Source organism: Gordonia ajococcus (genome assembly GCF_012974285.1).
GTDB classification, from domain to species: domain Bacteria; phylum Actinomycetota; class Actinomycetes; order Mycobacteriales; family Mycobacteriaceae; genus Gordonia; species Gordonia amicalis.
The window spans coordinates 186,454-204,998 of the sequence record NZ_CP052884.1; the positions used below are offsets into that span (position 1 = coordinate 186,454).

The following is an 18,545-nucleotide window of genomic DNA, read 5'->3' on the forward strand; positions in this document are numbered from 1 at the left end:
CCGGTCCGGCCGTCAGCCGTTCGACGGCTTCTTCGGTGCACCCTTCTTGGTCGGCGTCTTCTTGGCGGTTGTTTTTCTGGCAGCCGTTTTCTTGGCGGCCGTCTTCTTCGCCGGTGCCTTGGTGGCCCCCGCCCTGGTTGCCGTCTTGGTGGTCCCTGTCTTCTTGGGGGCGCTCTTCCGCGGGGCCGCTTTCCTGGCCGGCGCTTTCGCGGTGGCAGCCGGCGCGGCAGGCAGCGCATGCTGCTCGGTCGCCTCTTCGAAAGCTTCCTCGACAGCCTCGTCGACGACTTCGCGCACATGGTGCTCTGCCTTTTCTGCACGATGCTCGAGCTGACCGGTGGTGACCGCGTGGCCGATGCCGAGGGCAACGGCGACCGGCCAGTCGATGATCTCGACGGCGGCGAGCAGGCCGAGTGCGCCATAGAAGGCGAGCTTCTCCGGCGGCGGAACACCCACCCGTCCGACCACCGGAAGCTGAATCGAGAAGCTTTCGGCTTCTTCGACGAGCTTTGACACGTCGCGATGGGAATCCACGAAGGACTTCACCGATGTCAACATTTCCGACTCCAATCGGCTGTGCTCCATTGCTTGCCCAAGGGCTCTTCGGTTAGGCTTCCCTACATGACTGAGATCGCCCGGTCGTTTGACACCGACAGCCTCATCTCGACCGGTGTCCGGGTTCTGACCCCGCCCATCCGCGGGCTCTATGCCCTGCTGGTGCGTGCCGGTGTCCTCGTCATCGACGCCTGAACCCTGCTCATCGACGCCGCCTTCGGCGGCCGCTGACCCGAACGTCCCTCGGTACCACTCGCCGAGCTTCACGGTCACGGTCGGTGCAACCCTGGACACCGCCATCGCGGCGCCGGCGCCCACCGCTGCCTGACCCCATCCGATCGGCCCCAGCGGTCTACATCCGAACAACTGGCTCACACCCGGGGTGCTGATCACTCCGACCAGCACCGCGAAGGTTCCGATGCTGGTGGCGACGACCAGCGGCCCGTGCGATTCGGAGACGATCTCGGCGACCTGTGTCAGCACCAGACCGGCCAATCCCACTGTCGCCGCGCGCCTCTGCGTCCCGATCGGGCGAGCCAGAAGCCAGGCCAGGGTGGCACCTGTGACCGTCGAAACGCAGTGCGTGTAGGTCGCTCGCCACAGCGCGGCTTCGTCGAAGTCGGCCAGACCGCCGGCCACCTGGGGGCTCACGGCCAGGGCCGCGGCCGGGAAGGCGTCGGTGAGCATGTTGACAAGCAGGATCTGACGCGCGGACATCGCCGGACGTCCGGTCACCGCGCTGGTGATGAGGGAGAAGGTGACCTCGCCGAGATTGTGGCCGACCAGCATCGACACCGCGGCGTGCACGCGACGCCACAGCTGGTGCCCTTCGTCGATCGCAGTGATGAGCGCACCGATCTGGCCGTCGAGCAGCAGCACGTCCGCCGCCGTGCTCGCCGGGTCACTGCCGGTTGCGATCAGGCCGACGCCCACGGTCGCGGCACGGATGGCCGCGGCGTCGTTGGCGCCGTCGCCGACCATCGCACTCACCAGGTCGGCGGCCTCCAGCGCTTCCACCACCTGCACCTTGTGCTCGGGGGCCATGCGCGCGAAGACCTGGAAACGCTGCACGGCGTCGATACGTGCATCTGCGGTGAGCGAATCCCACACCGGCCCGGTCATCACGTCGTCGAGCGTCACCGGCAGGCCGAGATCTCGCGCAGCCACCGCGGCGGTGAGCGGGTGATCCCCGGTGATCAGCCGGACGCCGATGCCGCGCCGGCGGAGCTCTGCGAGCAGTGGGCGTGCGCTGGGGCGCGGCGTGTCGGCGATCCCGATCGCTCCGACCGGGATCAGGTCCCGGTCGCACAACGCCTCCAGCGCCGACTGGTCGTCGCGAGCGGCGGCGGCCTGCTCCGACGTCAGCTCACGCCCGGCCACCGCCAGCACCCGTAGGCCCGATGCGGCCATCTCCTCGATGAGTTCATCGAGTCCGTCGTCCACCACGGTCAGACGAGCGCTGAGGATCTCGGGAGCGCCCTTGATGGACAGCGTCGTACCGACCAGAGCGGCCGCGTAGGGGCGATCCGACTGGAACGGCAGGTGCGCGTCGGCGTCGTCCAGTGTCATCCCACGTTCCTGAGCGGCGACGTGTATCGCCTCGTCCGTGGCGTGCTCCACCTTCCCGACGGTGGCCTTGACGGTCCGGGCCGCCGCGGCCAGCACGTCGTCGTCGGCGACACCGCTCACGCCACGGTGCGCGACGACCCTCAGGTGGTTCTCCGAGAGGGTGCCGGTCTTGTCGAAGCAGACGATGTCCAACCGCGCAAAGGCTTCCACGGCGCGGGGATTGCGGACCAGCACGTCGTCGCTGGTCAGTTGTCTCGCAGTGGCGAGCTGGGCGAGCGTCACGACCAGGGGCAGGCCTTCAGGGACCGCGGCCGCCGCGATCGCTACGCCCGTGCCCGCGGACTGGCGCAGCGGGGTTCCCCGCAGCAGGCTCAACACGCCGACGGCGACGCCGCCGGCGATGCTCCACGGCAGTGCCCTCCCGGTGATGTGCGCGAGCTGGGCCTGGAGACCGACCTTGCGGGCCTTTCGGGCGGTCATCGCCGACGCCCGGTTCATCTGGGTGCCGGCGCCGACCGTGGTGACCACGGCCACGGCGCGACCGGCGACCATGGTCGTCCCGGCGTGCAACATGCCGGTCCGGTCGGCCAGCGGCGCACCCGGCGTCGGATCGGTGGCCTTGCTGACGGGTAGTGATTCGCCGGTGAGCGCCGACTCGTCCACCTCGGCCCCATCGGCGACGATGATCCGCGCGTCGGCCGGGATGACCTTGCCCGGACCCACCCTGATGAGGTCGCCGGGCTGCAGGTCCCCGGCCGGCACCCGCTCGACGTCGGCGTCGTCTGTGGCTCCGGTCACGCGATGGGCCAGCGGTTCCTGAGCGGCCAGCAGACCGCCGAGGACCTTCTCGGCGTGCAGGGATTGTTGGGTGGAGGTCGCCGTGTTCACCAGCAGCACACTCGCGACGAGGACGGCGTCGAACGGGGATCCCAGCAGCGCGGTGGCCAGGGCGCCGGTGGCCAGAATGGGGGTGATCGGTTCGTCGAGATCCTCCCGGAAGGCTTCGAAGTACTCTCCGACGATGCGCCACGTGGCTGCCAGCGGGCCGGTCACCGGGGCCAGGAACCCGGGGAAGCGGCGCTCGTCGGTGCCGGCGGTCTTCGTCGTCCGCGGCTCCGGTCGGGGCAGCAGCGCACGCACTTCCTCGACGGGGAGCGCGTGCCAGTCGTGACCCGGCTCGGGGTGCGGGAGTGGGTCATCGAAGACACCGTCGGCGAGGCGGTACCCCGACCACAGCGCGCCCACCGCGGTCATGTTCACCGAGGTCGGACCGTTGCCGACGACCTCGGGCAACAGCATGACGGCACCGATCACCGACGCGCTCGCCGACAGTTCGATGCCCTTGGTCGCCGACTTCTTGGCTGCGGGGACGGCGTGCAGGATTCGCCACACGGCGCGCAGGTCCGGCACCAGTAGATCCGCACCCCACGGCGGGATCGAATTGTCCTGCCACACACCGACAACCACCTCCGCAGGCAGCGTTGCCGATTCGGTCGAACCGGTGACGAGGAGCACCTGCCGGCCGTCGGCGTGCAATTGTGTGAGCGCCCTCGCCAGCTCCCGGTCGATCCCGTCGTCGGTGGGCAACAGGTCATCGAACCCCTGACCGAGGGAGCGCAGGCCGTCGTGGTCGAGCGAGATCACGCGTATCCCGACGCGCCGCGACTCGGTGACCACCGCCGACGCGAACGGGTCGCGCAGGGCGCTGATGAGGGCCTCGCCGTCACCACCTGCGCCGGGAATGTCCGACAGCTTGTGCCATCCGGGCGCGAGCAAGCCCTCGTGCAGGGCCTCCCGGGCCGCCGACCATGCCGTAGAGCGCACCTCCGGCGGCACCCCTTCGATGCGCGTCACCGTGAGCTCGTCGGTGAACAGCACGCGCGGATCGATGAGGACCGTGGTGACCGCCTCGAGGGAGCGCAGCGCATCCGGGCGCATCACCACGGTGCGGTGGTGGAGCATCAGGCCGCGACCGAGGGCGACGCCGAACGACTCCCGGATGCTGCGGACGGGTTTGGGGACCAGGGCGAGTGCCGCCGAACCGGCGGTCGCGGTCTTCCCGGAGGCGATGCCGGAGATCGCGGCGGCTCCGATCCCCGCGAGAGTCGAGCGGTCGGCGTAGGAATCGGCGGCACCGACCGACCGGTGGGCCGCTCTCGGGCTGACACCCACGAGCCCCGCGGACTTGCACGCCTGCCGGGTCAACTCGGGCTCGAAACGCTCCCAGTTGCGTCGGGCGTTGATCGTCTCGGCCACGAGCAACGCCTGCACGGCACTGTCGGCAAGCAGCGCGCCGGGCGACACGGTCAGCACACTCATGCCGGCGCTGAGAGCGGAGAAGAACACCTGCGCGGCGTCGGGTCCGAGGCGCGCTTCGACGCGGCGTCGGATCGAGGGGGAGTTCTGCGCCATCGACACCGGTGCGGCCAACGCAGACGTGACCCCGGTGACCCGCAAGGCGGCCGCCCCGGTTGCGAGGATCAGCCCCGTCCCGGCCGCGTAGGCGCTCAGCAGTCGCGCAGCAAGGGCAGTGTCGTCGCCGGGCAGGCTCGCCGACGGTCGCCGGGGGGCGTCCGGGGATGCGGCAACCCGACTCTCGGCCTGTTCGACGACCTCGACGAGTTCCTCGACGGTCGGTCCGTTCGACTCGACCGTCACCACGACCCGGGACAGGGCTTCGTTCAGGACCGCGTCCCGGACGCCGGGCGTGTTCAGCAGATCGGCCACGATGGTGGTGCCGATCGTGTGGGCTGCGGAGCCATCGAGACCCCGCACCTCGATCCACCGGTTGTCGCCGTGCGAACTGCTTCGACGCACCGGGGGACCAGCGAAGGATTCGGCGACCAAACCTGCGGCCGTGCGCGCCAGGCCCGCGACGCCGCGCGTGGTCCCGACCGCGGCCTCACCGCTGATCAGTGCGGCGGCGCCGATCGCGAAGTGGGTTATCTGCAGCGGGATGTGGAACAGACCCATCTATCGTGTCCCCGTCTTTCGCCGGTCGTGCCGCGGCGACCTCGCCCGCACCTCGCGGATCTGCGGGAAACGGCCGGCCACAGCGGCCGGGGGCTGGACATCGGCATCGGTCAAAGTCTACGTCTGGTCGCGCGACGCCGCGGTGACTACTGTTCGATCATGCTGATCGGTATTCTCGCCGCGGTGTTCGCCGCGCTGGCCTACGGCACGGCGTCGGTGCTGCAGGCCCGAGGCGCGCAGAGCGTCGACGACACCGGTGCCGGGCCGGGTGAGGCGCCGTCCCTGCGGTCGACCATCGCCGCCATGCTGACCGTGGCGTTCATCGCGGGAATGGCGTTGGACGGCATCGGCTTCCTCGGCAACCTCGTGGCCGCGCGGATGATCCCGCTGTTCCTTGCGCAGCCGATCGTCAGCGCCAACCTCGTCGTGACGGTGGTGCTGGCCACCATTGTGTTGAAAGCGCGACTGTCCCAGCGTGATTGGACCGCGATCGGTGTCGTCGTGGTGGCGCTCGTCCTGCTCGGGTTCGCTGCCGGTGACGAGGGACGCAAACACGAATGGTGGCTGCACTGGGCGGTTCTCGTCGCGGCCGTCGTCATCCTCGGGCTCGGCGCCGCGATCCTGCCGCGAATGCAGAGCCGGGTCGCGGTGCTGGCGGGTCTCTCCGGCGGCGTCCTGTTCGGCGTGCTCGCAGTCGCGGTCCGAGTGCTCGACGGTCTCGACCCCTTCGACCTCGGCGAACTCTTCACCGACCCGGCACTGTACGCGATCATCCTCAGCGGTCCAGGTGGTTTCTACATGTTCACCGTGGCCCTGCAGAAGGGTGCGGTGAGCGCGGCGTCGGCCTCCCTGGTGGTCGGCGAGACGGTGGTGCCGGGTGTGGTCGGCATCGTGGTCCTCGACGACACCGTCCGTGCCGGCTGGGGACCGGTCGCGGTGATCGCCTTCATCGCCGCAGTCGTCGGCGCGGTCGTGGTGGCGATGTCGCCGGTGGTGGAAGAGGTGGAGCGGGCAGGAGAGAACGCCCCCGTGGCTTGAAAACCGTCTCGCGAGCAATCCGTGCCCACCTTGCTCGGATCCCACCGCGAGCGAGGCAAACCGGGCATGATCACTGCTCATGCGCCAGATCTCGCGACCCCTCACCACGCTGATCGCCGTGATCGGGGTCGCGGCCTCCCTGTGTGTTCTCACGCCTACGGCGTCGCCGACCCCGCTCCCGGCGCCCGTCGCGGCACCGGCGCTGCTGCCGACGCAAGACCCGTTCTACGAGCCTCCACGCGACTACGAGAAGCGTGCCCCGGGCGCCATCCTGCGCACGCGTCAGGTCGGATTGGGATGGCGCGGAACTGATGTGCCGATCACCGCGACTCAGATCCTGTACCGGAGTACCAACAACTCCGGTCATCCGACTTCGACGGTGACCACGGTGATCTCACCGCCCGTCGTAGGCCCGGGCGCGCCGCGTCGGATGGTGTCGTACCACTCCTTCTACGACGCGTTGGGCGCGCAGTGCGATCCGTCGTACACGCTGCGGGGCGGCAACATGTCCGAGCGGCCCATCGATCTGGCCCTGATCACCGGACTGATGGCGGCCGGCTACACGGTCGCGGTCCCCGACTATGAGGGTCGCGGGTTGCGATGGACGATCGCGAGGGAATCCGGCTATGCCGCCCTGGACGGGCTCCGTGCCGCGCTCAGGCAGCTCCGTGCACCAGCCCGCACCCCGATCGCCTTGTACGGATACTCGGGCGGGTCGGTACCCACCGGCTTCGGCGCCGAACTGGCGCCCACCTATTCGCCGGAACTCAACATCGTCGGCGCGGCGGCGGGCGGGATTCCGGTGGATCCCGCACACAACCTCGGCTACGTCAACGGCAAACCCGAATGGACGGGAGTCATCCCCGCTTTGATGGCGGTCTATGCCGAGACCTACGACATCGACCTCGCGAGCTATCTGTCCCCGAAGGGCGAGCGAATTCTGCGCCAGGTCGCGGGGGAGTGCATCGAACAGTTCGCCGACGAATATCCGGGACTCACCGACCACCAACTCCTCAAACCATCGGTGGGTGGCGTGCTCGACGTACCCGGTGTGCGGCAGGCGATCTCGGAGAACGTGATGGGAACACTCGGCACCCCGCGGGTTCCGATGATGCTCGGCGTCGGCAATTCCGACGGCATCGGCGACGGTGTGATGATCGCCGCCGACGTCGCCGGTCTCGCCGAGAGCTACCGCAGTCGAGGTGTGCCGACGACCTTCACCGAATACCGCGGGCAGACGCACACGGCGGCATTCATCCCGTGGAGTGTCGAGGCCCTGACCTTCTTGAACGGCCGTTTCGCCGGACGTTAGGCGTCCGCGGACGGATTCTTGTTGGTGCCGCCGTCGGACACCTCGAAGTTCTTCCACTCGCCGTTGTCGTGGACCTGCATGACGGTGCCGAGGCTGTCATCGGGCGCGGCGACGGTCTTGAACCAGTCGTAGGCACTGGTTGCGTCATCGAAACCCTTTTCCTCGATGACTGTTTCGTCGGAATCCACCACGCGGTACTGAGCCATGATCTTCTCTCCTCATTGTCGGGTTCGACTTCGGCGGTTGTGCCGAAGCATCCTGGGCCGAGCGCAGGGTCGTGCTAGCCGAGCACCTCGAGCAGCGTCCGGCAGGCCTCCTCGCAGCGCCGGCACGCGTCCGCGCAGATCCTGCAGTGCTGGTGCATGTCCGCGTGCCGGTCACATTCCTCGGCACAGACACGGCATGCGGTTGCGCACGCTTCCAACGTCTCCCGCACCACCGTGACGTTGGCTTCGGTGCGTCGGAGGAGCACTCGCTCGGTGACCGAACACAGGTCGGCGCAGTCCAGATCGGCGCGGATGCACTCGACGAGCTGGTCGACGCCGCTCTCTCCGAGACATGCGTCCGCACATGAGGTGCAGGCCTGAGTGCACTCCGCACACGCTTCGATGCAGGCCGCGAGCGCGGCGTTGTCGATGTCGTCGTGTACAGGATGGGACTCGAGTATCTCGGTCACGATGGTCACTGGACTTCCTCCTGTGGATTGCACATGGAAATCGCGTACCCGGCGTCCATCGGAATGAAACCGCCGCCGATGGGTATCCGTCGGGACGTGGCCAGCTGCGACCGTCAGCAGTCCTCGGCGTCGTCGGTGTAGCGGTCTCCCCGCAACCGACGCAGATGAATGCGCCTGCGCAGACGAAAAACCGGACGCGCCAGGAGCTGGACCAGTTCCTCGCGGCCGATGGTGACCGTCAGATCGTTGTGGGTCATGGAACTCCCGCCTGTACGTCGGTGCGACCGCAGTGCAGCGTCGCCTCGACGTCCGGGCGGTGACCCGTCCCGCGGTCACATCCGGGACGGTTCAGTTCCCCAGACGCTCCGCGCGCAGTTCGTGACCCTTCGACGTCAGGCATCGCCCCGACGTCAGGTCCCACTGCCAGCCGTGGAGATTGCAGGTGAGCTTCTCGCCCTCGATCACTCCGAATTTGCCGAGATCGGCCTTCAGGTGCGGGCAGCGGCGCTGGATCTCCCAACCGTCCCTGGTGATCGACGCCGAGTCGTCGTGGGCCTCGGCGAACCAGCCGTCGGCGTAGGCGATGCGCTCGTCGGTCAGGCATTTGAAGAAGGTGTAGAGGAACTCGTTGTACCCGCCGATGCGCCACGTGGTGAAGCGCGTGGACAGGAAGATGGTGTTCACCCAGTCCGGCTCGTTGTCGCGGAGGACGGTGCGCACGAGTTCCGTGGCGATGCGGAAGCCGTAGCGGTACTTGCCTTCTCCTTCCTTCGGCTCCCGCACGATGCGGTTGGGGAAGTCGAGCACGACGGTCTCGGTGGCGTCGTTCGCGGGACCGCCGCCCGGGGTCATCACGAGGCCGACGGGATAGCCGATGCCGTCGCAGATGAGATCCGACTGGGCCATGATCGGCTCGAAGAGCTCGCGCAGTGCGCCGATCAGCGGCTCGCCCTCGGCCGGCGCCCAGGTGGCCTTGTCCGCGGCGATGACCGGCGCGAACTTCTCCTTCATCCGCTCGAGGTAGGCCCTCTTGTTCTCGCCGAAGACGTCGGCGGGTGCATAGGGGTGGGTGACCTCGTTCAGCGTCGAACCGCTGAAGTCGGCAACCGAACCCGACACCATCATCAGGCCGCGATGCTTCTCGCCGTCGTCGGTGCCGTGGATGCGCATCTGCTCCAGGAAGGTCTCCTGGTCCGGGAAGATCGAGGTGTCGTCTGCGGTTTCGCCCGAGCCGAAGTCGTTGAGATGGAACAGTTCTTCGTCGAGGAACATCGGCGGACCGGCGGACGGCACGACCCAGGTCGCGCCGACCTGCTCGATGTAGGAACGTGCACGGTCCATTCCGCGCTGACGTTTCTGAGATGCGAAGTTGGCCTTGGACTTCCGTGGGATGTCGTAGACCATCGGGTACCAGATGGCGCCCGAGTACTGGAGCAGGTGGACGTCGACGTGACCGAAGGCCTCGTCGATGACGTCGAGGTCGATCGGGCGGGCGTCGTTCATGTTGAAGCAGACGGTCTCGCCGTCGGAGACGACCAACCCGCTGTCGCCGATCGGCCCGTCGGCCGGGGCGCGCAGCGCGATGATCATCACGTCGAGCGAGCCCTTGTCGCCCGTCACCGTCGTCTTCACCGAGTCGGTGGTCTCGACGAACTTGGTGAAGCCGAGCTTCTCGAGTTCACGGCGCAGGTCCGGCACCGGGTAGTCGGGGAGCAGGACGGTCGCGTCCTTGTTGACGTTCTCGCGTAGGTTGCGCTCGTCGAAGTGGTCGCGGTGCAGATGAGAGACGTAGAGGTAGTCGCAGTCGCCGAGCGTCTTCCAGTCGAGCTCGGAGTTGTCGGGGAACGGCACCCATGAGGCGAAGTAGGTCGGGTTGACCCACGGGTCGCAGAGGATCGATCCGGCGGTGGTCTGGATGTGGAAACCGGCATGACCGATGCTGGTGATCTGCACGTAGGGGCCTCTCCTGGTGTGCGCGGGGCTGCCGCGGCGAGCACTTCAGGCCTCCAGGGTATCGAGCCGCCTTTTCCCGTGGCGTGGGCCATGAGTCCCGACGAGGCGCCCGCGTGACGGGTCTCACCACCTCCCGAGCCGGTTCAGGCGCCGCGGGCGAGGACCGGCAGCTTCGACGCGGCGAAGAGGGAGCGGACCAGCCTGCTGTCGTCGCGGGGCATGATCCCGGCACGCTGGACGGCGTCGATGAAGTCGTAGAGCGTCTCGCCCTCTTCCATCAGACCGTCGGCGTTGAAGTGGTACCGGTCCACCGCGGGTGCCTGGATGAACCGTCCGTCGCCGTAGATGGTCGGCGCCGACTCGTCGTAGGGATACATCCGCAACCCGCCGCTGAAGTGGCCGCTGCCGGTGTACCGGATGACCGTGCGCACGGTTCCGTCCGGCTGGACGTCGACGTAGACCTGGTCGGGGAGGGGGTCGTAGCGCCAGTCGGGGATGGCGTCGAAGAAGGCGAAGTTGTAGGTCACGAAGTCGTCGATGCCGACGATCGTGCGCCCGAAGGTCGTGACGTCGGTGTATCGGAGATCGGGTGCGTAGAGCTCGTCGTTCACGCTCATGTCGCGTACCAGGAAGCTCCACCAGTACTTCTTGGCCCACGTCATGATCCATGACAGGTCGGTGCCGTGGACGTCGCTCAGGTGGACGAGTTTCTTGTCGAAGGCGTCGAACCACTCGATGGTCGACCGCTGCAGCTCCTGTTCGGAGATGGCCCGGATCGGGACGCCGCGGTTGGCGTCGAGGTATTCGGGTGCGGGCTTGGCGAGGCGTGGTCGGGCCAGCGCTTCCTGGAATGCTTGTTCATCGAACATGAATCGCATGATTCATGTTGAATCAGGTGATGTCAATGGAGACCACGCCGCGGGATGCGACGATGTTCAGATGAGTTCGGGGAAGCGGTGGCGCGGGCAGACGCTCGAGGACCGGTCCACCGACCGGCGCGAGCAGATGCTGGCCGTCGCCGAGACCCTGCTGGGAAACGGTGGCACCGGCGCCGTGACGATGCGGGCGGTCGTGCGCGAGGCCAACCTGAGTCCGCGGTACTTCTACGAGAGTTTCGAGTCGACCGAGCAGCTGGTCACCGCGGTGTACGACCGCGTCACCGAACAGCTCCTCGCCCAGATCGCCGGCATCGAGCGGCCCGCCGACCTCCGGGGGAGCGTGCGCGCGCTGCTGGAGGTCTTCCGCGAGTTCTTCCAGGACAACCCGGGCCGGGCCCGCATCCTGTTGCGCGAACCGCTCGCCGACGACGTCCTCCGCGCACATCGCGCGGCCACCGTTCCCGGATTCGTCGAAACCGTCCTGGGCATGGTCGCCGACGAGAACTCGCTCGCCCCCGAACGCGTCGCGGTGATCTCCTCGGCGCTCACCGGTGCCCTCGTGGCCCTCTACCTCGACCACATCGACGGCCGGCTCGCCCTGACGCCCGCACAGCTCTCCGACGCCGCCGTCGACCTGGTGTTCGCCGTCACCCGGATCGGTGCGACCGACGCCTGACCTGTACCGGGAGCGCGATCGCTAAGCTTTGCGGCATGGAACCCGTCTACGACGCCGTGATCACCACCGCGCGCCTGCTCTGGCTCGCCGAAGGTCTCAAGTTCAAGGTGTCGGGCGTCGAGCACGTCCCGGCCGAAGGGCCCGGCGTCGTCGCGATCAACCACACCGGCTACCTCGACTTCACCTACGCCGGCATCCCGGCACACCTGCAGGGTCGTCGCAAGGTGCGGTTCATGGCGAAGAAGGAGGTCTTCGACAACAAGATCTCCGGCCCGATCATGCGCTCGCTCAAGCACATTCCCGTCGACCGGACCGCGGGTGCGGACAGCTACCGGGCGGCGGTCGACTATCTCAAGCGCGGCGAACTGGTCGGCGTCTACCCGGAGGCGACGATCAGCCGCAGCTTCGAGCTCAAGGCGTTCAAGTCGGGTGCCGCGCGGATGGCACTCGAATCCGGTGCACCGATCATCCCGACCGTCATCTGGGGCGCCCAGCGCGTGTGGACCAAGGGGCATCCGAAGAGGCTCGGCCGCACCGGTTACCCGATCTCGATCGGGGTCTGCGAACCGCTCGAGCCCACCGGAGACCCCGACGCCCTCACCGCGAAGCTGCACGAGGTCATGAGTGCCAAGCTGCTCGAACTGCAGGACGCCTACGGCGAACACCCCAAGGGGGAGTTCTGGGTGCCCGCACGCCTCGGCGGGTCGGCGCCCACCCTCGAGGAGGCCAACCGCATGGACGCCGAGGAACAGGCCGAACGGGCCGCGAAGCGCGCTCAGCGCGACAACCCCTGACCGTTAACCTTGCAGGCATGAGCAGCGGGGCGCGTCGACACCGGGAGCCGGTCTACCGGACCCTGGAGATCATCGCGAACACGCTCGTCCGCGCCCAGGGTCTCGACCTGCATTTCACCGGGGTCCAGAACATCCCGGAGACCGGCGGTGCCGTGCTGTGCGTCAACCACACCGGGTACGTCGACTTCATCCCCGCCGCGCTCGGCGTCCAGCGTGCGGGCCGGCGCACGCGGTTCCTCATCAAGTCCGAGGTCATGGACGTCGCGATCATGCGATTCCTGGTCAACCACACGATGACGGTTCCGGTGGACCGATCCCGCGGTGCCGACGCCTACCGTGCGGCGCTCGGGCGCCTGCGTGACGGCCACATCGTCGCGGTCTACCCCGAGGCGACGATCAGCCGCAGCTTCGAGCTCAAGGAGTTCAAGAGCGGGGCGGTGCGGATGGCCGCCGAGGCCGGCGTCCCGGTCGTCCCGGCGATCGTGTGGGGCGCCCACCGGCAGTGGACCAAGGGCGGTGCGCGGAACATGGGTCGCAGCCGGCTACCGGTGCACGTTCGGTACGGTTTGCCGTTCACCGTCGACGCCGCCGGGGAGCCCGAACGCGAAACGTTGCGGTTGCGCGACACGATGGACTCCATGCTCCTCGAGGTCCAGGACGCCTACGGCCCGCATCCGGCGGGTGAGTTCTGGGTGCCGTCACGGCTCGGAGGCTCGGCCCCGACGCCGCAGGAGGCCGCCGTCATCGAAGCAGACGAAGCGCTTCTCAAGGCCGAGGCCCGCGCCCGCAAGGCCGCCCGACGACAACGCGAGACCGCACAACCCCGAGACAGAGGAAACAGATGACATTCGGTCCACCCACCCTGATCGCCAGCGACGTGGACGGAACGCTCATCGACGACGAGAACCGGGTGTCGTCGCGGACCGTGTCCGTGTTGTCGGCGGCCCGCGCGGCCGGTGTCGAGTTCGTGCTGGCGACCGGACGTCCGCCCCGGTGGATCGCCGAGATCACCGACCAGTTCGCCGGAACAGATGCGTTCGTCCGATATGCGGTGTGCGCCAACGGCGCCATCATCTACGACGCCGAGCACGACCGGGTGCTGTGGTCGGCCAATCTCGAACCAGACGTCCTGGGAAAGCTGGGGGAGATCGCCTACCAGCAGATCCCGGGATGCGGGATCGCCGCCGAACGTGCCGGCCGATCCGCGCACGACGCCGCGACGGCCCCGTTCGTCGCGAGTGCCGGCTACGAACACGCCTGGCTCAACCCGGACCACGTCGAGGTCGGCGACGACGAGGTCTTCAGCCAATCTGCGGTGAAGTTGCTCGTACGCAAACCGGATATGCCGAGCGGCGAGATGGCCGAACGGCTGCAGCCGTTCGTCGGCGACCTCGCCCAGGTCACGTTCTCCACCGACAACGGCCTCGTCGAACTGTCGGTGCCCGGTACGCACAAGGCGTCCGGACTCGCGCGCCTCTGTGAGGCCACCGGTCTGCCGGACAACGGACTGATCGCCTTCGGCGACATGCCCAATGACGTCGAGATGCTCAGCTGGGCGAGTCACGGTGTCGCCATGGGACACAGCCACCAGGCCGCGCTCGACGCCGCCGACGAGGTCACCGTCGGCAACAACGACGACGGCGTCGCCAGGGTCCTCGAACGCTGGTTCGCCTGAATCGTTCGGTTCGCGCTGGTCAGGCTGCCGGCGGTGCCGCCTCGGGGGCGGGTGCGGGTGCCTGTTCGGGGGCCGGTGCGGGTGCCTGATCGGGGGCGGGCGCGGGTGCCTGATCGGGTGCTCCCGGTTCGGCGGGCGGCGTCGACTCCGGTGCCGGTGCGGCAGCACCACCGGCGAGCGCACGGACCTGGGCGAGTGCCGCGTACCCGTGCACGCCGGGGCAGCTGGTGCTGTTGTAGTCGCGGTGGCCGGAGATCATCGGCAGGCTGGACTGTGTTCCGGCCGCGAACTTGGTGCCGGCGAATCCCTCTGACATCAGGGTCGCGGTGCCGGCGGGGTTGAGACCGGCTTTGCCGAGGCGCCAGCGCAGGAAGCGTCCGGCCGCGGCGACCGCCGCGGCGGTCGGCGGTACCTCCTCGAGATTGCCGATGAACGACAAGCCGACCGTGTCCTTGTTGAACCCCCCGGTGTGAGTGCCCTGCACGTTGCGGTCCAGTCCGCCGAACGCACCCTCGAAGATCTGTCCGTACTTGTCGACGAGCACGTTGTAGCCGATGTCGCACCAGTTGAGGCTCTGTGCGTGATACGCGTAGATGCCGCGCACGATCTCGATCGACTGCGCCGGGGTGTAGTCGTTGCTGCCGGCGGTGTGGTGCACGATCGCGCCCTTCAGCTGCGGGGAGTACACCGGCTGCGAGCAACGGATGCCCTCGTCGGCGCCCCACTGGGGACGCGCGACCACCTGCGGTCCGCCGGTCAGCGGGGAGAGCAGCGACGAACCCAGGGACAGCAGACCCTCCGGGCTGATCAGGGTCGCCTTCAGAGTGTTGAGAGCGGTCTCGGCCAGCTTCGTCACGACTTCGCTCGCCGAGCCGACGGCCAGCTGGGCCAGGTCGCCGCCCTGTGTCTCGGCGGCCGGAATTGCGAGACCGTCCTTGGACGCGGCGACCTGTACCTCACGCGCGTCGCCGACCCACACCGGTTCGGTGCCCGCCGGCTTGTCCGCGGTCGGTACACCGCCCTTCGAGATCTGCTCCAGGACCGTCCACGGGCTCCAGGTCCCGTCGGGTTGCCGCGCACGCAGCTTCAGGTCGACGTCGACGGGGCGGTCCCAGGTGAAGGCGACCATCTTGATGGGGTCCTCGCGCACGATGTGCGTCACCGCAGCGCCGACCTCGCGCCCGTCCCGCATGGTCGTGACCGCTGGCGGGGTGGTGCTCGTCGGGGCGGGGCCGGGGACCGACCTCGTCTTCGTCCGTGAGGGTGAGTCGGGGGAGGTGGTCGTCGCCTCCGGTGTCCTCGACCCGGAAGCGCTCGGTGCCGACGACTCGCCCGCGGTGGGCACGAGTCCCTTGGGCAGCGGGACCGTGAGGTCCGGCACGGGGAAGGCGTCGGGGTCGATCGGCGGGAGCTTCACGCCTGCGGCTCCGAGACCCGAGGACGCGACGTCGACGATGGCGGCCGGCAGTTCACGCAGCGGCACCTGCTCGATCTCGGTGTTCGCGATCTTCTGCTTGTTGTCCACGAGTCGGGTGTCACCGGCCGGTGGGCCGGCATTGCTCGCGATCACCGCGAACGGGCTCGCGACGACCGCCGCGGCGATGGCCGCGAGAGCGATCGAATGCTTCGGTCGGGGGTAGCGCACAGGGGATCTCCTCGCCCGGGTGTCCGGTCATCGGTGCGACGTGCGCAGCCTCGTGCGCCGGGCGGCGTCGAGGCGTGCTCGGTGTCGGCCGCCATCGTGGTGCGGATCGGAGCTCGGCGACACGACACACGCCGACGGCGGGGCACTCGTGACATTCTTGTTACCTCTGAGGCTGGTGTTACTGGTGATATGCATGAGGTCACGATCGCGGTCACAACTCGTGATCCGGTTGTGATCAGCTCGGCTTGGTGAACGCGAAGGAGGTTCACTAGTGTCACTTATGTCCCAATCGTCACATCAGTCACGGAAGTGCGGGAGTTGCGGTTTCGCTGGAACTCCCGGGGCTGTTGTCGTCGCGACCGAAGGATGTGTTCTGCAGTGAACAAAGCCCGATCCAGACGGCTCCTGCCGGGAAGGCCGGCGACCGGTTCCCGGCCCGCACGGACCCACGGAAAGTTGCTGACCTGGGCTGCGGCCGGGCTCGCGCCCGCACTGCTGGCCGGTGGACTCGTAGCTGCGGGTTCAACGGAATCGACCCCCGGGGTCGAACTCTCGGTCGGGTCGACGGTGACGCTGATCGGACATGGTCATGGCCACGGCCGCGGAATGGGGCAATGGGGTGCGTACGGCTACGCCCGTAAGGGCTGGTCGGCACAGCAGATCCTGCGCCACTTCTACGGTGGAACCACCGCGGGGAAGGTGGACAGGCCCGAGATCAACGTGGCCCTCACGGGTCAGAACTCGGTGAATGTGCATGCGGACGCCGGAATGCGCGTCGGAGGTCAGACGGTGGCTCCCGGACAGGCGGTCAGCCTGTCCGGGGGCACCGCCACCATCCGCAGCGGCTGCGGCGGTGGCACGATCCGCTCCGTTCCGGCATCGTTCGTCGAACCGCTGAGCATGCTGCCGAACCGGCCCGCGGCCGAGTTCCTCAAGTTCTGTGGTTCCGAGAAGGCTTACCGAGGTGCACTCGGCCTCGAAGGTGGACGTGTGGTCAACCGCATCCACATCGACGACTACGTCAAGGGCGTCATCCCGCGGGAGAGCCTGCCGGCCTGGGCCGACTCCGGCGGCGCCGCGGCTCTGCAGGCGCAGGCCGTCGCCGCGCGGACCTATGCGCTCGCCGCGATCGCCGGCGGCAAGAAGATCGACGACACCCAGAACTCCCAGGTCTACGGCGGCGTGGCCGGCGAGGACCGCCGGACGAATGTCGCGGCCGACGCGACCGCCGGCCAGATCCTGTTGCAGAACGGGCAGCCGGCGTTCACCGAGTTCTCCGCCTCGACGGGTGGCTTCTCGGCCGGCGGCCGGTTCCCGGCCGTGCCCGACGAGGGCGACACGGTCTCGCCCAACCACAATTGGACCGCGACCGTGTCGGCCGGCAGCATCGGCGCCGCCTTCGGCGTCGGGGCTCTCCGGAGCTTCGAGGTGGTCGAGGCCAACGGACTCGGAGCCGAACACGGCCGCGCTCTCAAGGTGCGCGCGGTGGGTTCCGGCGGGACCGCCGAGGTCACCGGCGAAGAGGCGCGCACCAAGCTGAAACTGAAGTCGTCCTGGTTCACGGTGCAGGGGCAACCGGCGCCGCGCGTCGTCAAGCCGCCCACCGGGCCTTCCGGGCCATCCCAGGGACTCGACTTCGGCAGCTTCGGCCAGTTCGTCGAGCAGATCATCCCCGGAACGTCACAGTTCCTCGAGCTCGCCACGTCGGCGATGGACGGCAAGGTGACCGACCTCGGCGGGATCACCGGACCGCTGGGACAGGCGATCGGACTCCCGACCCTGACCCCCGACGCCGCGGGCGTCACGCAGATCTTCGAGAAGGGCATGATGTTCTTCACGCCCGCGACGGGGCCACGCGCCCTCGCCGGCAAGGGTCTCGAGCGATTCCAGGAACGCGGCGGCATCCCGGTGCTGGGATTCCCGGCGGAAGACGAACTGCGCTAGGAGGTCTCCGGACCCGCCACGACGATCTGGGCCGCCACGTCGACCAGTTTGGTGTTGGTGTCCTGAGACAGGCGGGCGAGTAGTGCGAAGGCCTCGTTCGCGTCGAGCTTGTAGCGCTCCATGATCATGCCCTTGGCCTGACCGATGATGTCGCGCGAGCTGAGTGCTGCTCGAAGCTGCTGCTTCTCCTGGATGGCGCCGAACGCGGTGGCGGCGTGAGCGGCGAACAGCTCGCCGAGGAGTCGTGCTTCGGACGTGAACGCATGAGGTCGGGTGCTGTGCAGGTTCAGCGCGCCGAAGTCGTCACCATCCATGTAGAGGAAGAAGCACGCCATCGAGCGGATTCCGATGTCGGCTGCGGCGGCGGCGAACCGCGGCCAGCGCTCGTCGGTGTGCAAGTCGTCGATCCACACGGTCACGTCGTCGATCGCTGCGCGGATGCACGGACCCTCGCCGAGCCGGCGCTGCAGATCGTCGGCTTCACCGCCCAGGTCGCCCACGATCACGGGTGTCTCGATCACACCGCCGGACACCAGCGTGACCGACGCGTATTCGGCGCCGGGGATCGCATCGACCGCATACTTGGTCATCGCACGCACTGCAGTCTCGGTGTCGTCACTCTGTTTACGCATCTCGCCGGCGATGCGCGTCATCTGCGCTCCGAAATCCGCCAACTCGGTCACTCCTGCCTCCTAGTGAGACCGCGTTCCACGCGTCTCAGCTGGACCGACAGCTGAGCGCAGGAAAGAAAACACCCATTGTCGAGGTACTCATTATGCCGGATCGTATAACTCCGTGGAATCGACGAGTCCTTCTCGTTGCGCAACCGACCGTTCGGGTGACGATCGGAGAACATC

Annotated in this window: 15 protein-coding genes; 7 read left to right on the forward strand and 8 right to left on the reverse strand. The window is 68.1% G+C overall.

All coding sequences use genetic code 11. From position 1 onward, the window contains the following. Positions 1 to 12: 12 nt before the first annotated feature. Complete coding sequence (locus GAA2_RS00810) at positions 13 to 5,097, reverse strand: cation-translocating P-type ATPase (protein ID WP_191834650.1); 5,085 nt, start codon at positions 5,095 to 5,097, stop codon at positions 13 to 15. 159 nt (positions 5,098 to 5,256) lie between these two features. Between GAA2_RS00810 and GAA2_RS00815 the strand changes: the two genes are divergently transcribed. Continuing rightward, positions 5,257 to 6,135 (forward strand): DMT family transporter, encoded by an 879-nt coding sequence (locus tag GAA2_RS00815; protein ID WP_006437689.1) that lies wholly within the window; start codon positions 5,257 to 5,259, stop codon positions 6,133 to 6,135. Positions 6,136 to 6,214: 79 nt separating this feature from the next. Continuing rightward, positions 6,215 to 7,447: a lipase family protein gene (locus GAA2_RS00820; RefSeq protein ID WP_191834651.1), complete on the forward strand. Its 1,233-nt coding sequence runs from the start codon at positions 6,215 to 6,217 to the stop codon at positions 7,445 to 7,447. Here the strand turns inward: GAA2_RS00820 and GAA2_RS00825 are convergent. From GAA2_RS00825 to GAA2_RS00845, 5 genes are all read right to left on the reverse strand, one after another. Further along, complete coding sequence (locus GAA2_RS00825) at positions 7,444 to 7,653, reverse strand: hypothetical protein (RefSeq protein ID WP_006437687.1); 210 nt, start codon at positions 7,651 to 7,653, stop codon at positions 7,444 to 7,446. The genes GAA2_RS00820 and GAA2_RS00825 overlap by 4 nt on opposite strands. Before the next feature lie 74 nt (positions 7,654 to 7,727). Continuing rightward, positions 7,728 to 8,132, reverse strand: coding sequence for a four-helix bundle copper-binding protein (locus GAA2_RS00830; protein ID WP_006437686.1), 405 nt, complete (start codon positions 8,130 to 8,132; stop codon positions 7,728 to 7,730). Positions 8,133 to 8,236: 104 nt separating this feature from the next. After that, positions 8,237 to 8,380 carry a hypothetical protein gene (locus tag GAA2_RS00835; protein WP_157228335.1) on the reverse strand — a complete coding sequence of 48 codons (144 nt, stop codon included), beginning with the start codon at positions 8,378 to 8,380 and terminating at the stop codon, positions 8,237 to 8,239. Positions 8,381 to 8,471: 91 nt separating this feature from the next. After that, the gene (locus GAA2_RS00840) at positions 8,472 to 10,076 is read right to left on the reverse strand and encodes a Rieske 2Fe-2S domain-containing protein (protein WP_006437685.1); all 1,605 of its coding nucleotides are present in this window, start codon (positions 10,074 to 10,076) and stop codon (positions 8,472 to 8,474) included. Between the two features lie 143 nt (positions 10,077 to 10,219). Further along, positions 10,220 to 10,945 (reverse strand): nuclear transport factor 2 family protein, encoded by a 726-nt coding sequence (locus tag GAA2_RS00845; protein WP_040004927.1) that lies wholly within the window; start codon positions 10,943 to 10,945, stop codon positions 10,220 to 10,222. Between the two features lie 70 nt (positions 10,946 to 11,015). Between GAA2_RS00845 and GAA2_RS00850 the strand changes: the two genes are divergently transcribed. Genes GAA2_RS00850 through GAA2_RS00865 form a run of 4 tightly spaced genes read left to right on the forward strand, consistent with a single transcriptional unit; the run spans position 11,016 to position 14,099 of the window. Beyond that, a complete protein-coding gene (locus GAA2_RS00850; RefSeq protein ID WP_006437683.1) occupies positions 11,016 to 11,630 on the forward strand; it encodes a TetR/AcrR family transcriptional regulator in 615 nt (204 codons plus the stop codon). A gap of 35 nt (positions 11,631 to 11,665) precedes the next feature. Continuing rightward, positions 11,666 to 12,424: a lysophospholipid acyltransferase family protein gene (locus GAA2_RS00855; RefSeq protein WP_006437682.1), complete on the forward strand. Its 759-nt coding sequence runs from the start codon at positions 11,666 to 11,668 to the stop codon at positions 12,422 to 12,424. 17 nt (positions 12,425 to 12,441) lie between these two features. After that, positions 12,442 to 13,269 carry a lysophospholipid acyltransferase family protein gene (locus GAA2_RS00860; protein WP_024498805.1) on the forward strand — a complete coding sequence of 276 codons (828 nt, stop codon included), beginning with the start codon at positions 12,442 to 12,444 and terminating at the stop codon, positions 13,267 to 13,269. Next, positions 13,266 to 14,099, forward strand: a complete 834-nt coding sequence (locus GAA2_RS00865) for a Cof-type HAD-IIB family hydrolase (RefSeq protein ID WP_006437680.1) — start codon at positions 13,266 to 13,268, stop codon at positions 14,097 to 14,099. Before GAA2_RS00860 ends, GAA2_RS00865 begins: the two co-directional genes overlap by 4 nt. A 19-nt stretch (positions 14,100 to 14,118) precedes the next feature. Here the strand turns inward: GAA2_RS00865 and GAA2_RS00870 are convergent, their stop codons facing one another. Beyond that, the gene (locus GAA2_RS00870) at positions 14,119 to 15,744 is read right to left on the reverse strand and encodes a peptidoglycan recognition protein (RefSeq protein ID WP_006437679.1); all 1,626 of its coding nucleotides are present in this window, start codon (positions 15,742 to 15,744) and stop codon (positions 14,119 to 14,121) included. Positions 15,745 to 16,200: 456 nt separating this feature from the next. On the opposite strand from GAA2_RS00870, the gene GAA2_RS00875 reads away from it, so the two are divergent. Beyond that, a complete protein-coding gene (locus GAA2_RS00875) occupies positions 16,201 to 17,688 on the forward strand; it encodes a SpoIID/LytB domain-containing protein (protein ID WP_191834962.1) in 1,488 nt (495 codons plus the stop codon). On the opposite strand, the gene GAA2_RS00880 is transcribed toward GAA2_RS00875, so the two are convergent. Next, positions 17,685 to 18,371 carry a GAF and ANTAR domain-containing protein gene (locus tag GAA2_RS00880; RefSeq protein ID WP_191834652.1) on the reverse strand — a complete coding sequence of 229 codons (687 nt, stop codon included), beginning with the start codon at positions 18,369 to 18,371 and terminating at the stop codon, positions 17,685 to 17,687. The two genes, GAA2_RS00875 and GAA2_RS00880, sit on opposite strands and share 4 nt — an antisense overlap. Between the last annotated feature and the right edge of the window lie 174 nt (positions 18,372 to 18,545).